Annotated in this window: 10 protein-coding genes; 4 read left to right on the top strand and 6 right to left on the bottom strand. The window is 67.3% G+C overall.

Features of this window, described 5'->3' with window-relative positions; translation table 11 throughout:
- Window positions 1–27: 27 nt before the first annotated feature.
- The 3 genes from QE394_RS16605 to QE394_RS16595 form a co-directional block, all read right to left on the bottom strand.
- On the bottom strand, window positions 28–3,531 hold the full coding sequence (locus QE394_RS16605) for an ATP-dependent DNA helicase (RefSeq protein WP_261619164.1): 3,504 nt from the start codon (window positions 3,529–3,531) through the stop codon (window positions 28–30).
- Window positions 3,528–6,719 carry an ATP-dependent DNA helicase gene (locus tag QE394_RS16600; RefSeq protein WP_349035423.1) on the bottom strand — a complete coding sequence of 1,064 codons (3,192 nt, stop codon included), beginning with the start codon at window positions 6,717–6,719 and terminating at the stop codon, window positions 3,528–3,530. The genes QE394_RS16605 and QE394_RS16600 overlap by 4 nt, the downstream gene beginning before the upstream one ends.
- Window positions 6,720–6,874: 155 nt before the next feature.
- A complete protein-coding gene (locus QE394_RS16595; protein WP_349035095.1) occupies window positions 6,875–7,291 on the bottom strand; it encodes an MGMT family protein in 417 nt (138 codons plus the stop codon).
- Between the two features lie 63 nt (window positions 7,292–7,354).
- Here QE394_RS16595 and QE394_RS16590 point away from each other — a divergent pair, with 63 nt between their 5' ends.
- From QE394_RS16590 to QE394_RS16575, 4 genes are all read left to right on the top strand, one after another.
- Window positions 7,355–8,065: a 3'-5' exonuclease gene (locus tag QE394_RS16590; protein WP_015937658.1), complete on the top strand. Its 711-nt coding sequence runs from the start codon at window positions 7,355–7,357 to the stop codon at window positions 8,063–8,065.
- 322 nt (window positions 8,066–8,387) lie between these two features.
- Complete coding sequence (locus tag QE394_RS16585; protein WP_056084890.1) at window positions 8,388–9,323, top strand: ABC transporter substrate-binding protein; 936 nt, start codon at window positions 8,388–8,390, stop codon at window positions 9,321–9,323.
- Window positions 9,324–9,339: 16 nt separating this feature from the next.
- Complete coding sequence (locus tag QE394_RS16580) at window positions 9,340–10,104, top strand: amino acid ABC transporter permease (protein ID WP_056084887.1); 765 nt, start codon at window positions 9,340–9,342, stop codon at window positions 10,102–10,104.
- Window positions 10,101–10,838: an amino acid ABC transporter ATP-binding protein gene (locus tag QE394_RS16575; RefSeq protein ID WP_056084884.1), complete on the top strand. Its 738-nt coding sequence runs from the start codon at window positions 10,101–10,103 to the stop codon at window positions 10,836–10,838. The genes QE394_RS16580 and QE394_RS16575 overlap by 4 nt, the downstream gene beginning before the upstream one ends.
- 243 nt (window positions 10,839–11,081) lie before the next feature.
- Here QE394_RS16575 and hemL read toward each other — a convergent pair whose 3' ends face one another.
- The 3 genes from hemL to hemB all read right to left on the bottom strand — a co-directional run bounded on the left by hemL (window position 11,082) and on the right by hemB (window position 14,600).
- Window positions 11,082–12,413 (bottom strand): glutamate-1-semialdehyde 2,1-aminomutase, encoded by a 1,332-nt coding sequence (gene hemL / locus QE394_RS16570; RefSeq protein ID WP_056084883.1) that lies wholly within the window; start codon window positions 12,411–12,413, stop codon window positions 11,082–11,084.
- A 103-nt stretch (window positions 12,414–12,516) separates the two neighbouring features.
- A complete protein-coding gene (locus QE394_RS16565) occupies window positions 12,517–13,620 on the bottom strand; it encodes an LLM class flavin-dependent oxidoreductase (protein WP_349035094.1) in 1,104 nt (367 codons plus the stop codon).
- Entirely contained in the window at window positions 13,617–14,600 is a 984-nt protein-coding gene (hemB, locus tag QE394_RS16560) for a porphobilinogen synthase (RefSeq protein ID WP_261619162.1), read from the bottom strand. The genes QE394_RS16565 and hemB overlap by 4 nt, the downstream gene beginning before the upstream one ends.
- Between the last annotated feature and the right edge of the window lie 20 nt (window positions 14,601–14,620).

Raw genomic sequence — 14,620 nt, 5'->3', positions numbered from 1 at the left:
TTCGCTGCCGAACGCGGCAGCGAACGGTTACTGGTTGGCAACAGCGGCGGCAACGATCGCTTCGAGTTCTGCTGCTGTCCCAAGATCGTGGGGCCGGACAACCTCGTTGTCTCCCACGTAGAAGAATGCTGCCCGTACCGCTTCCAGCGGAACATCCTTGAGCCGCGCCCAGGCAAGCCGGTAGACGGCCAGCTGTACTGCCCGCGTCTTGAGCCGCGCACCGGACGGCCGCCGCCCGGTCTTCCAGTCAACCAGGTCCCAGCGCCCGTCGGCGTCGCGGAACACAGCGTCGATCCGACCGCGCACCACCACGTCGCCCACCCGGGTTTCCACTGGCACTTCCACGAAGGCGGGCGCCCGGCCGGCCCATTCCGAAGCCCTGAAAGTCTCCACCATGGCGTCGAGGTCGTAGGCAGCATCGATGTGGTCATCAGACCCAGGGGCCTCGCCGAGGTCGAGCATGCCCGCGGAGCCGAAGTAGTCTTCCACCCATGCGTGGAAGGCTGTCCCCTTGCGCGCGGACATCCCCGGTTCCCGGGGCACGGGCCGGCGGAGCCTGGCCAGCACGGCCGCCGGATCCTCTTCGAGATCGACCAGGGTCGAAGCAGAGATGTGGGTTGGCAGGTGGACGTCCTGTCCTTGGGACCGGCGCGAACGGCGCTGCAGCAGCAGCGCAGCTTCCCTGGCCCATCCGGCGGCCGGGCCGGTCAACCCGGGGTTCTTGGCCGGTTCCTGCTGGGTCCGGAGATCGGCTGGCCGTTTTTCCAGTTCGGCCCGCACCCGCGCTGCCGCGGCTTCCATGGGTGCCCTGCGCCCTCCGGAGAGACGGAGCCGTTCGCCCGAACGGGGATCAATTGGTCCCTCCAGCGGATCGTAGGGCCAGCCCGCCACTTCCGTTTCCAGCGTCAGCGGGCTGTTTTCCGGCAAGCCTGCTTCATCGAGTGACAGGGGGTGCACGCGGGCACGGGCAGGTGATCCGGCCGCCGGCAACGCCAAGGTTTCCAGCTCGGCAAGGAAGGGGGACATGGTGCTCCGCCCCGACCGCGATCCTACCCAGGCAGCGCTGGACACCCACAAGACATGTTTCGCCCGGGTATAGGCCACGTAGGCAAGCCGGCGTTCCTCGGATTCCCCATGCGCCTGCACGGCTGCCTTGAAATCCTTTTCGGCATCGATCCAGCCCTTCTGGTCAGGCTGGTCCAGGTCCCATTGCGGGAGGTCGGACCGGTCCCCGCGAAGCGGCCACGGAAGCGCAGCCGTTCCGCTGCTCCAGCGCGAATCCCTGTCGGTGGGGAAAGCACCGGCGTTCAGCCCCGGAACGAAGACCGCATCCCATTCCAGCCCCTTGGAGGCGTGAACCGTCAGGAGCTGGACAGCTTCCCTGTTCACGTCCCCGGGCGGGGCTTCGAGGCCGTTTTCCTCAGCCGCCGCTGCCTCGAGCCACGAAAGGAACGCGAGGATGTCAACCCTGTGGGAGGTGCGCAGGAACCCGGCAGCGGCGTCCTGGAAGGCATCGAGGTTCCGCCGGGCCTGGTGGATGCTGACACCGGGCAGGGCCGCAACTTCGATGTCGAGGAGCATGGCCCGTTCAACTTCGCCCAGCAGGGTGGTGAGGTCATCGCCAAGGTAGCCACGAAGCTGGCGCAGCTCGACGGACAGACGGTGGAGCCTTTCGCGGGCAACCTCCGTCAGGCACCGCCCGGCGGATGAGGTCCAGCCCTCGCGGGGCAGCCAGTCAAGGGCTTCGACCAGGCTGGCGCCGTCGGTCAGGTCCGACTCCGGGACCGTTCCGTCGTCGTCCCCAGGCCCATCAACCTCCGGACTTGCTGAAAGCTGCCCGCGCCGGCGGGCCAGGTGGCTGGCCCAGTCGCGCAGTGCCATCAGGTCTGCCGGTCCAATCCGCCAGCGGGCACCGGCCAGCAGGCGCATCAAAGCATCGGACCTGCCGGGGTCTGCCAGGACCCTGAGGGTGGCCACCAGGTCCACCACCTCCGGGGTGTCCAGGAGTCCGCCGAGCCCGACAATCTCATAGGCGATGCCGCGTGCCTCAAACTGCCGGCGGATCGTTTCCATTTGGGCACGACGGCGGCACAGGACGGCGAGCGCCGGGGCCACGGAAGATCCGTCCGGTTTGGTTTCAAAATCAGTGACCCGGTATTTCAGGACATCGTCCGCGAGCGCGGCGGCCTCTTCAGCGTCGCTGGCGAAACGCCCCAGGACCACCCTGCCCTCCACTGCGAATGGACTGGGCTGCAGCGGCGGCACGCTGGCTGCGGCTGTGGCTCCCCCGCCGGCCGGTCCGCGCTGCCCTTCTGCCTTGGCCAGGGATTCAGACATGACATTGGCGGCGGCCAGGATCGACTTGCCGTTCCGCCAGGCGGTTGTCAGGTACGACGTGGGGGCGGGCTTCCACTGGGCGGGGCCTTCCGCCGGGCCGGTGCGTACCGGGAACTCGCGGACGAAGTGGAACAGCTGCCCTGCCGAGGCGCCCCGGAATCCGTAGATGGATTGGTTGGGATCGCCCACCGCCGTGACGGCGTGACCGCCGCCGAAGAGGCGCGAGAACAGGACCAACTGGGCATAGGAGGTGTCCTGGAACTCATCAAGCAGCACCACCTTGTACCGCTGACGCTCCATGTGTGCCGCGAGGGGAACATCCCGGGCGACCCGGGCGGCCAGGGAAACCAGGTCCCCAAAGTCCAGCGCTCCCCTTGCCCGTTTGGCATCCGTGTAGCGGCCCACCATGTCCGCCACGCTGGCCCGTGTCCTCAGCATGCGTGCGATGTCCGCGGCTGCCTGCGGCGGATTTTTCTGCTTCTGGGCAAGGTACGGCAGTGCCTCATAGTCGGCAAGCCGGGCCATCAGCCAGGCCTCAACCTCCTCGGGCTCCTGCAGGTGTTCGGCACATTCGCCGGCCAACTGGATGACGGCCTTCACGAGTGTGGACTTGGCCGCGCGGAAGTGGCCGTACTCGCCGTCGTACGCCTCGACGACTTCGGTGGCGAGCTGCCACGCCTGCGCCCCGCCAAGGAGCACGACGTCCCGCTCGACACCGAGCCGAAGCCCGTAGTCCGACACGATGCCACTGGCGAAGGAATGGTAGGTGGAAACCTTGGGCTCAAGGGCGTCACTGCTGATCATCCCGGCAGGAAACAGCGGTGCGCCGGTACCCCGGGAAGCCACCCGCTGCAAAGCCACCAGTTTGGCCCTGATCCGCGACGCGAGTTCCCCCGCGGCTTTCCGGGTAAACGTCACACCAAGGACTTCCTCGGGCCGGACCCAGCCGTTGGCCACGAGCCACACCACACGGTCCGCCATGGTGGCGGTCTTGCCCGAACCTGCCCCGGCAATGACCAACCGCGGCGTCAGCGGTGAGGAGATAATTGCCGACTGCTCCGCGGTGGGGACGTTCTTCTCACCCAGCAGGACCGAAAGTTCCTCAGGGCTGAACCGAACAGGCGGCGGGGATTCACCGCCGGCAGGTTCGGCGGTTGGCCGGCCGTCGAGGGGCACCTGCACATCCTGGCTCATTCAGTCACCTGCCGCCCGCGGGCACAGAGCGGGCAGACCTCAGGGAGCCGGCAGCCGTGCCCGCCGAAGCTTCCCTTGCCGGGGTCGTGCCGGGCCTCGAACGTATTTCCTCCCATGACGGCTGCGGCCTCCTTGACCATGTCGAGCGCCCAGTTGTCCTGCGGGTCCAGCGGCTCCTGTTCCTGGACAGCCGGCGATTTCGCCGTTGTCCCCAGCTGGGCAAGGACCGCCCCGCCGGGAAGCACCTGCCCGGTGTCGCTGCCATCGTCGAAACCGCCCGCGAGAACGGCGGCCTGGTAGGCGCCCAACTGCGGGTGGCCGGCCAATTCAGTCTTCCCTGGCTGCCGTTTCCCTGTTTTCAGATCGACGATGACCAGTCTTCCCTCGCTGTCGATTTCCAGCCGGTCCACCTGACCGCGAAGCACCGCTTCCCGCGAAGATGCGTCATCGAGCAACACTTCTCCCAGGGCAACGTCAAAGTCCTGTTCCACGCCCAGCAGGCGGCGGCCGCTGCCGCGCATCACCAGCACGTATTGGGCGAGCTTCCGCACCATGGCCTCGGCCCTCTGGTGGTCGAGCCTGCCCTCCCAGTTGTCTTTCATTCCCAGCTGCGGCCAGCGGCGGGCAAGCTCTGCAACGTATTCCTGGCCGGAGGCATCAGGCATGTCCTGGGCGATGGCGTGGACCAGCGTGCCGAGGCTGCGGGCAAAGTCTGTCGCGGCTTCGCCGCCGGCTGCCTGGACGAACCAGTCCAACGGCGATTTCTGCACGGATTCGACCTTTGAGGGGGAGACAAACACCGTGCCGCCCGGCGGCACCACGGCGTCGGTGGATGTGAGCGGCTGAATCCCCCACCAGCTGTCCGGATGGGCGCCTGGGACCGGAGGCTCGGCGGCGGCGAGGCCAGCCAGGACCTTCGCCGCCTCCTGCGCCGGGGCGCCGTCCAGCTGTGCATGCTGGCGCAGCTCCGCGACGAGGGCACGCAGCGTCATGGGCCGTTCCACTGCCGTGAAGCCCCTTGCATCCTCACCCGGGTCCAGCGGTGCGGCGTAGTCCAGGAACGACGACGGCTGGTCGTCTTCGGAGGCCACTGCAGTGCAGATGAGCAGTTCCTCCGCACGGGAGACAGCGGTGGAAAAGCTGCGGAGTTCGTCATACCGGATGTCGCGCAGCCGGCTGAGCGGGTCGCGCTGCAGGGCATAGGACGTCCCGTGCTCAACAGCGTCTGCATACAGTGTGCTGCCCAGGAGCTCCCCCCGAAGCCTGGTATTGGGCCACACCCCTTCCTGCAGGCCTGCAATGAGGACAACTGGCCATTGCCGGCCGGCGGCGCTGGCGGGGGTCATGAGTTCGACGGCGTCGTCCACCTGGGCGCGGGCGGCGAGAGTGTCCATGGGCAGCTCCTGGTTCAGGAGGTATTCCAGGAACTGTTCCGGACCGGCGCCTGGCATCTGGTCCACGTAGCGCTCTGCCGTGTGGAACAGGGCCATCATCGCGTCCAGGTCCCTGTCCGCCCGGGCGCCGTGCGGTCCCCCGGCCAGGGCGGTTTCCGTCCAGGCCGCGGAAAGGCCGGTGGCGCTCCACAGGGCCCACAGCACAGACTCGGCGTTGGCCCCCGGTTGGCTGGCTGCTTCTTTTCCGGATTGGATCATCCGGGCAGTCCGGCGGGCGGCACGGCCTTCAATCCCCAGGCTACCCAGCGCCCCCGGCTCCAGGAGCGCCTCGACCAGCAGGGAGTCGCTGCCGCGGCCGCCGCCAGCCGTCAGCTCCTCGCGCCGAAGCGATTGCCGGAGCCGCCGGAGTTCAAGGGGGGTGGCCCCACCGATCCTGGACGTCAGGAGTGACACTGCCGCTTCGGGTGTCAGGAGCGAGGGGTCCAGCGCGATGGCATAGGCGTCGAGGAGGGGGCGGACGGCCACTTCGTCGCGCACCGCCGACTCAGCCACCGGGACCCGCACCGGGATGCCCTGCCCGGACAGGTATCGCTGCAGTTCGCTGACCTGGCCGCCGTTGCGCACGATGACGGCGATGTCTGTCAGGGGCCGGCCCTGGCCGATGTGCTGGTCGAGAATCCGCTGGGCCACGTACCGCAACTCGTGGACGGCCGAGGGCACCAGATGGGCTTCAACCCGGCCTGGACCGTCGCCGCCGGAGCCTTGCTCCAGGCGGCGCGAAAGCTGGCCGCCGGCCCGCTGGGAAATGCGGCCTGCTACACCGAGCCACGCTTCCGCGACCGCGGGAGCGAGCCGGTGGGCGTGCCATAGGGGCCTTTCGAGCACCAGGGCGTCCGGCGACAGCAGGCGGGGCAACTCGGCCACAAGATCGGGCCGGGCGCCGCGGAACCCCTGGACCACGGTATCCGGAGACGAGGTGACCAGGCAGTCCTTGCCGGCGGCAATGTCTGCCAACAGTTCGAAGACCGCCGGGTTGGCTTCCTGGATGTCATCCACCAGGATCAGCTGCAGCCGTTGCCGCTCCGCGGCGAGGAATTCCGGGGCGTCCTGGAAGATCTGCCGGGCAGCGGTGATGATGCCGGCCGGGTCGAAAGCCTCCGGCATGCGCAGGTCCAGGACATCCCTGTATTCGCTGTAGAGGGCCGCTGCCGCGATCCAGTCCTGCCTGCCGCACACCTTGCCCAGCTCCACCAGGTCGGCGGGTGTCCGGCCGGACTCGATGATGCGGTCGAAGAGCTGGCGGACTTCCTGCCGGAACCCGCGGGTCTCCAGGGCGCCCCCAAGGTCGGCGGGCCAGGGCAGTTCCAGCCCGGGCAGCCGGTGCCCTTCCAGCAGTTCCTTGATAATCAGGTCCTGTTCCGGCCCCGAGAGGAGCCGCGGCGGCCTGGCGAGGGGGATGATGCCCTCAGCCTTGGCCCTCCTGATGAGGTCGAATGCGTAGGAGGCCCAGGTCCGTGCCGGGGTGGTGCTGAGGCTTCTGTCCAGGCGGGCGGTGAAGCGGTCGCGGAGGTGGTCCGCGGCCAGGCGGGTGGGGGCGAGGATCAGGATCCCTGCGGGATCAAGGCCGTCGCGGTGGACGCGCTCCACGGCGGCCTCAACAAGGACGGTGGTCTTACCGGTTCCGGGGGCTCCCGGGACCAGCACCGGCCCGGAACCGGCCGCAACGTCGACGGCGGCTTGCTGGTCCGGGGTCAGAGCGGGCCGTTCGGCATGGGACTGGCTCGGAGGAAGCAGCCTGAGGGGACCCGCTCCGGAGAGCCGACCCTGCGCAGCGCGGCCGTCGGGAGCCTCCCCGCCCGCGCCATCCCGATCGCCAAAACCTTGGCCAGACGGGGCCGGATAGTCCTCTGGGTATCTGCCAGCCGGGCCTGTCAGTGGAAGTGTTACCGTCACACCGACATCCCATCATCAGCCACTGACAATCTATGAAGCTCGCGCTCCAGTTGCTCCGCCACCGCATCCATCCGGTCGAAATCCTCTCCATCGGGTGCCCAGCGCGCCGCCTGGAGGTCCACCCGCCACCGGCCTTCTCCGGTGCGCTGCCACTCCCGGTAGGCGCCGGCCAACGGCGTCCCTTCCTCAAGGTAGCGGCGCAGCGCGTCTGCCTCGTGTCCTTCGGGGGCGTGTCCACTGGCTTTCAGGATCCGCCACCACGGGACGCCACTGCCGTAGTGGCTCATGACCGAACCGACCTGGCGGGGTCCCCCGGAACCCAGCAGTTCCGCGACGTCGCCATACGATACCGCGGATCCCGCCGGCACCATCCTCACGATGGCAAGGACCGCCTGCACATACTCAATCCGCATTGATCCAATGTAGCCGCAGTGGCGTTCCACGGAATTGTCCGGGGGTCCCTTTAGCGTGGAGGTATGAGCACCTGGAACACCCTCCCCCGCGCCGCTTTTGACCTGGAAACCACCGGCCGCAACTCGCGGGCCGCCCGGATAGTTACCGCATCGGTCACCGTTGTGGACCACAGGGGCGAGGTCATCCGGGAGCACGAGTGGCTGGCCGATCCGGGGGTTGAAATCCCCACCGAAGCAAGCGATGTGCACGGCGTCACCACTGAGCAGGCACGCAAGGACGGCCGGCCCGCGCATGAGGTCACCAGGGAGCTTGCCGCAGTGCTGCAGGAGCTTTTCGATACCGGCGTCCCCGTTATCGCGTTCAACGCCAGCTACGACTTCACGGTCCTGGCGGCGGAGTCCGCCCGGTACGGTGTTCCCCAGCTGACCCGGTTCCCCGTGCTGGATCCCTACATCATGAACAAACAGGTGGACCGCTACCGCAAAGGCAAACGCACGCTGACGGCCCTCTGCGAGGAGTACGGCGTGGTCCTCGACAATGCCCACACCTCCGCAGCCGACGCCCTGGCCACCTTGAAGGTCCTGGACGCCATGGCAGGAAAATTCCCTAAACTGATGATGCCCGCAAGCCAGCTCCACCAGCTGCAGGTGGACTGGGCGGTGACGCAGGCCGCGGATTTCCAGGGGTATCTTCGCAAAACGAAGCCCACGGCCGTCATCGAAGGTGATTGGCCCGTGCTGCCCCCGCAGGACGCCACGGGCGGCGGGTTCTAGCTCCCGGAAGCCGAGTGCGAGGCACGTCACAGTAGTGCCGCGTAACATTTGGCGCTTTCAGTATCACCCATCTGTTCGGCTGTACTGGATATGAACGGCCACCCGGCGCTCAACGGTTGCCCAGACTCGAATTTCATGCGGCTTTTTGCCAGCACCTCACCCTGATCTTCGTCTCACGGCGGCATTTGCCCAAGGTGAGAGAATTTAGTTTTGCGGTCACCCCTGCCCTGGCCACGCTGGACCAGCACCGGGCAGGTGCCAGGCGCCACCAGCGCAGCCTTGCGGCCCGGTTGACTTAAGACTCAATGAAAGTGACAACCTGATGAAAATCAAAGCGATGAAGTGGCTGACAACCGCTCCCGTTGCCATTGCACTGGCGGTCTCCCTGGCCGCATGCGGCTCCGGCTCTTCCCAGCCGAGCGGAACGCCCACAGACGCCCTGCAGGGCAGCGACCAGCAGACGCTGGACAAGTACACCACCGCCGATGTCACCCCTGTCGACAAGATCGACAAGACCAAGCTTGGCCTGAACACCGAAGGCAAGCTCGAAGTGGGCACGCTCTCCGACGCCCCGCCGAACATCTTCATCGACCCGTCCGGCAAGTTCACCGGCTACGACAACGAGCTCCTGCGGGCCATCGCCGGCAAGCTGGGCCTTGAGGTCGAGTTCGTGGCTACGGACTTCTCCGCACTGCTGTCCCAGGTTTCCACCAAGCAGTTCGACGTCGGATCCTCCTCGATCTCAACCACGGACGCCCGCCGCCAGAACGTTGGCTTCACCAACGGCTATGACTTCGGCTTCATGGCTGTTGTCGCGAAGAAGGACAGCGACGTCAAAGGCTTCGACGACCTCAAGGGCGACCTCCGCATCGGCGTCGTCCAGGGCACGGTCCAGGACGATTACGTCACCAACACGCTCAAGCTCGAGCCCATCCGCTTCCCGGACTACGCCACGGTCTACGCCAACGTGCGCAACGGCCAGGTCGACGCCTGGGTGGCGCCGTCGCAGCAGGCAACCGGCCAGGTCAAGGAGGGTGACGGCACTGTCATCGCCGAGTCCGTGGTCAACACGCAGAACTTCACGGCCTACGCCGTCGCCAAGGACAACCAGCCCCTGATCGACGCACTGAACTCCGGCCTGGACGCCGTGATTGCCGATGGCACCTGGTCCAAGCTCACCAAGGAGTGGTACCCGGACCGCGAAACGCCGACTGACTGGAAGCCGGGCAGCAAGGCCGCCACGGTTCCCCAGAGCTGATTGAGCCCGGACGTTTATGGATCTCCTCGATCAACTGGCTGACACCTTCTTCAACTGGGAGGAAATGGCCAAGGTCATTCCCTCCCTGTTGTCGGTGGGCCTGCCCAACACCCTGATCCTCGCCGTGGCCTCCGGCATCCTCGGTTCCCTGCTGGGACTGCTGCTGGCCATGATGGGAATCTCACGGAACGCCGGCGCGCGTTGGGTTGCCCGCATCTACACCGACATTTTCCGTGGCCTCCCGGCCATCCTCGTGATCCTGGTGATCGGCATCGGCCTGAGCCCGATTGCCCGGGAAATCACGGGGTCGCGGAACCCGTACCCGTTGGGCATCCTGGCCCTGACCCTGGTCGCCGCCGCGTACATTGGCGAGATCTTCCGTTCAGGCATCCAGAGTGTCGAAAAGGGGCAGCTTGAGGCGTCGAGGGCGCTCGGGTTCAGCTACGGCAGTTCCATGCGCCTGGTGGTGGTGCCTCAGGGTATCCGCCGCGTCCTGCCTGCCCTGGTGAACCAGTTCATCTCGCTGCTGAAGGACTCCTCGCTGGTGTTCATGCTGGGCCTTGCTGCCTCGGACCGGGAGATCTTCCGGATCGGTAACGATGCCATGGCGAACACGGGCAACCTCTCGCCGCTGGTGGCTGCGGGTGTCCTGTACCTGATCCTGACCGTCCCGCTCACCCACTTCGTCAACTTCATCGATAACCGGCTCCGCACGGGCCGGCCGGAGAAGAAGGAACCCGACGACGCGGCAGCACCTATCGGCAAGGGGGCACAGGCATGACGGAATTCGCTTCCGGAACCCTGACCGGCAAGAACCTTCACCTTTCGTTCGGACACAACCACGTCCTGCGCGGCATCGACCTGCACGTCGAGAAGGGCACCACCGCTTCGGTGATCGGCCCATCGGGTTCGGGCAAGTCCACCCTGCTGCGGGTCATGAACCGGTTGATCGAACCGGACCAGGGCGACATCCTGCTGGATGGCCGCTCGGTCCTGAAGGACAACCCGGACGAGCTGCGCCAGCGGATCGGCATGGTGTTCCAGCAGTTCAACCTCTTCCCGCACAAGACGGTGGCGGAGAACGTGACGCTGGCCCTGCGCAAGCTGCGGAAGCTGCCCAAGGACCAGGCGCGTGCCGAAGCCCTGGAGCAGCTGGACCTGGTGGGATTGAAGCACAAAGCGGATGTCCGGCCGGCCAACCTTTCCGGCGGCCAGCAGCAGCGCGTCGCGATCGCCCGGGCGCTGGCCATGAAGCCCGAAGTCATGTTCTTCGACGAGGCCACATCAGCTTTGGACCCCGAGCTGGTCAAGGGTGTCCTCGCGCTGATGACAGACCTGGCCAAGGGTGGCATGACCATGGTGGTGGTGACGCACGAGATGGGCTTCTCCCGGAACGTGTCGGACACCGTGACATTCATGGACGCCGGCGTGGTGGTGGAGTCCGGCCCGCCGGAGCAGATCTTCACGTCTCCCGCCACGGACCGGCTGAGGGGCTTCCTCTCGGACGTCCTCTAGCCTCAGCTACACAAGAAAGATCCCCGGTTGCGCCGCAGCCGGGGATCTTTCCTTATGGTTTGGGCCGTGCGTCCGACGCTTGTTCGCAGGACCCCGCCGTCAAGGCAGGGTCCTGGGAACAAGGCTCAGGGAAGCGCACGACGCCGGCCCTCGCCAATGGGGGGCACCTCGCCTGACGCGGGACCAGCCTGCGCGGGACCGGCCAGGGCGGGACTGTCCACCCACGGGACTGGCCCGGGCGGACTAGCCCTGCGCGGCTGCGGCAGCCCTGGCCGCGGCGGGCAGGGCGTCGAAAATCCGGTTCATGGCAGCGTCGTCGTGCGCGGCGGACAGGAACCAGGCCTCGAATACCGACGGGGGCAGGTATACGCCGGAATCCAGCATCGAGTGGAAGAACGGGGCGTAGCGGAACGCCTCCTGACCCTGCGCATCTGCGTAGTTGTGGACCCCGTGGGCCGAGGTTCCGAACGCCACCGAGAAGAGGTTCCCGGCGAACTGGATGGAGTGGTCCACGCCGGCTGCGTCCAGCGCCGTGGACAGGGCGGACGACAGTTCCAGTGACCGCACGTCGATGTAGGAGTACACATCGCGGGTCGCGTGGGTCAGGGTGGCCACGCCGGCTGCCATCGCTACGGGGTTTCCGGAGAGTGTCCCGGCCTGGTAGACCGGGCCGGTGGGCGCGAGGTAGTCCATGACGTCGGCACGTCCGCCCAGGGCCGCCGTCGGCATTCCGCCGCCGATGACCTTCCCGAAGGTGAGCAGGTCCGGCGTCCACGGGTCTGCTGCGTCCGGAGCACCGCCGGTGAGCCCCCAGTAGCCGGAGTAGCCCGTGCGGAAGCCGGTCAGCACTTCATCCACGATGAGCAGCGCGCCATGCTCCCGGGTGATCTGGGAGAGGCCCAGGTTGAAGCCCTCGCCGGGAGTGACCACGCCCATATTGGCGGGGGCTGCCTCGGTGATGACGGCCGCGATGTTGGGCCCGTGGGTGGCGAACGCCTCTTTCACGGCCGCGAGGTCGTTGTAGGGCAGGACCAGGGTTTCGGCCGCGGTTGCCTCGGTGACACCGGCCGAACCGGGCAGGGCGAGGGTTGCCACCCCGGATCCTGCGGCGGCCAGCAGCCCGTCCAGGTGCCCGTGGTAGCAGCCGGCGAACTTGATGATGAGGTTCCGCCCGGTGAACCCGCGGGCCAGCCGGACGGCGGTCATGGTGGCCTCGGTGCCGGTGGAGACCATGCGGAGCCGTTCGACGGCGGGGACGCGTTCCATGACGATCTCGGCCAGGTTGGCCTCATCCGGAGTGGAGGCTCCGAAGGACAGGCCGCGGTCCACTGCAGCGTGGACCGCGTCAAGCACGGCCGGATGGGCGTGGCCCAGCAGGGCCGGACCCCATGAGCACACCAGGTCCACATATTCGTTGCCGTCGGCGTCCATCAGGTACGGGCCCTTGGCCGAGACCATGAACCGGGGCGTTCCGCCGACCGACCCGAAGGCCCGGACCGGCGAGTTGACCCCGCCCGGCATCAGCTTGCGGGCGCGGTCGAAAAGTTCCTCGTTGCGAGGGGTGCTGGAAGTCATGGTTCCTATTCTCTCAGTTTGCCGGCGCTCCGGGTGCCGCCCTGGTCAGCCGCCGGCAGTGCCGGGGCCGGCGTCGCGGGGCGTCAGCAGGCGGCGCGAAAGGTCAGCCGGCGAGGGCTTCTGCCACCCGGGGCGCAACCGCCGTGCCCAGCAGTTCGATGGAGCGCATCATGGCCGCATGTGGCAGCGGTCCGTTGCTGTACTTGAAGTCGAAGCGGTCCACGCCCAGGTTCCGTTTCAGCTGGACGATCTTGCGCGCCACAGTGTCCGGGGAGCCGACGTACAGGGCGCCTTCCGGGGCGCACAGGGCGTCAAACTCGCCGCGACCTGCCGGACCCCAGCCGCGTTCGGCACCGAGCCGGTTGCGTAGGGCCAGCCAGTGCGGGAAGAACTCCTCCCGCGCCCGCTCGTCCGTGGCAGCGACATGCCCCGGCGAGTGCGTGGCCACCTGCTGCATGGGATGTCCGTACTTGCCCATGGCCTCGCGGTAGAGGTCCGCCAGCGGGCTGAAGGCACGCGGCTGGCCACCGATGATGGCGAAGATGATCGGGTACCCGTACTGGGCGCACCGCAGGACGGATTCGGGTGTGCCGCCCACGCCAATCCACGTGGGCAGCAGGTGGTGTTCGAGCGGCGGGTAGACGCTCAGCCCGTGCAGTGAGGGACGGGTCCGCCCTTCCCAATGCACGGGTTTCTGCGCCCGCACCTTGTCAAAAAGCTCCAGCTTTTCCTCGAAGAGGACCTCGTAGTCGGCCAGGTCAAGGCCGAAGAGCGGGAACGATTCCACGAAGGATCCGCGCCCCAGCATGACTTCGGCGCGGCCGTTCGAGATCGCATCCACCGTGGAGAATCGCTGGAACACCCGGATGGGATCGTCGGAGCTCAGCACGGTCACGGCGGAGCCGAGCCGGATCCGGGACGTGCGCGCCGCGGCTGCGGCCAGGAAAACCTCCGGCGCGGACACGGCGTAGTCCTTGCGGTGGTGCTCCCCCACACCAAAGGCATGGAGTCCGACGGCGTCGGCAAGTTCCGCCTGCTCCAGCAGCTGGCGCAGGACGTGGGCGTGCGGTTGGGGGCTGCCGTCCGGATTCGTGCCGACATCGCCGAAAGTGTTCAGGCCCAGGAGGATGCGGTTCCCGCCCACTGGGGCTGTTGGGGAAGCGGCCGGCGATTCCGGGACAGGTCCTTCGCCGGAAGTCCCGGTCACCGGGCTTCCTTCAGCCAGCCGGCGAGCTCGGCGGCCCAGTAGGTCAGCACCATGTGGGCGCCCGCCCGGCGGATGCCGAGGACGGACTCGGCAATGGCTGCCTTGCGGTCGATCCAGCCGTTGGCGGCAGCGGCTTCGATCATCGCGTACTCGCCTGAGATCTGGTAGGCCGCCACCGGCACGGGGCTCATGGCGGCGACGTCAGCCACAATGTCCAGGTAGCTCATGGCCGGCTTGACCATGACGATGTCCGCGCCTTCCGCGAGGTCCAGTTCCACCTCACGCAGTGCCTCGGTGCGGTTGCCGGCGTCCATCTGGTAGGTCCGCCGGTCGCCCTTGAGCTGTGAATCCACAGCTTCCCGGAACGGCCCGTAGAACGCCGAAGCGTATTTCGCCGAGTAGGCGATCACCGAGGTGTTTGCGTGGCCGGCGTCGTCGAGGGCTGCCCGGATGGCGGCGATCTGGCCGTCCATCATGCCGGATGGCCCCAGCATGTGGGCGCCGGCCTCGGCCTGGGCAACGGCCATCCTGGCGTAGATTTCCACGGTGCGGTCGTTGTCGACGTACCCGTCGGCGTCGAGCACTCCGCAGTGTCCGTGGTCGGTGAATTCATCCAGGCAGACGTCGCTCATGATGACCAGGTCGTCGCCCACTTCGGCACGGACGTCGCTGATGGCCTTGTTCAGGACACCCTCCGGGTCGAGGGAAGCTGTCCCTTCGGCGTCGCGGGTTTCCGGGATGCCGAAGAGCATGATGCCGCCCAGGCCAAGTTCAACCGCCTCGGCTGCAGCCCGCTTAAGGGAGTCGGTGGTGTGCTGCACCACGCCTGGCATGGACGTAATGGGGTTGGGTTCGGTGAGCCCTTCGCGGATGAAGGCAGGAAGGATGAGTTCGGCGGGGGCCAGCCGGGTTTCGGCGGTGAGCCGGCGCATGGCGGGGGTGGTGCGCAGGCGGCGGGGGCGTTGGCTGGGGAAAGTCATGGATGATGTCCTTCAGGTTG

The organism is Pseudarthrobacter sp. SORGH_AS 212, assembly GCF_030818145.1.
Lineage (GTDB): Bacteria > Actinomycetota > Actinomycetes > Actinomycetales > Micrococcaceae > Arthrobacter.
This window is presented reverse-complemented; position numbering and strand designations above follow the sequence as displayed.

Bases quoted from the DNA above. Each gene is read 5' to 3' on its own strand.
- QE394_RS16605 (WP_261619164.1), bottom strand. From the start codon at position 3,531: ATGAGCCAGGATGTGCAGGTGCCCCTCGACGGCCGGCCAACCGCCGAA.
- hemL (WP_056084883.1), bottom strand. From the start codon at position 12,413: ATGACTTCCAGCACCCCTCGCAACGAGGAACTTTTCGACCGCGCCCGC.
- QE394_RS16585 (WP_056084890.1), top strand. From the start codon at position 8,388: ATGAAAATCAAAGCGATGAAGTGGCTGACAACCGCTCCCGTTGCCATT.
- QE394_RS16575 (WP_056084884.1), top strand. From the start codon at position 10,101: ATGACGGAATTCGCTTCCGGAACCCTGACCGGCAAGAACCTTCACCTT.
- QE394_RS16595 (WP_349035095.1), bottom strand. From the start codon at position 7,291: ATGCGGATTGAGTATGTGCAGGCGGTCCTTGCCATCGTGAGGATGGTG.
- QE394_RS16580 (WP_056084887.1), top strand. From the start codon at position 9,340: ATGGATCTCCTCGATCAACTGGCTGACACCTTCTTCAACTGGGAGGAA.
- QE394_RS16590 (WP_015937658.1), top strand. From the start codon at position 7,355: ATGAGCACCTGGAACACCCTCCCCCGCGCCGCTTTTGACCTGGAAACC.
- hemB (WP_261619162.1), bottom strand. From the start codon at position 14,600: ATGACTTTCCCCAGCCAACGCCCCCGCCGCCTGCGCACCACCCCCGCC.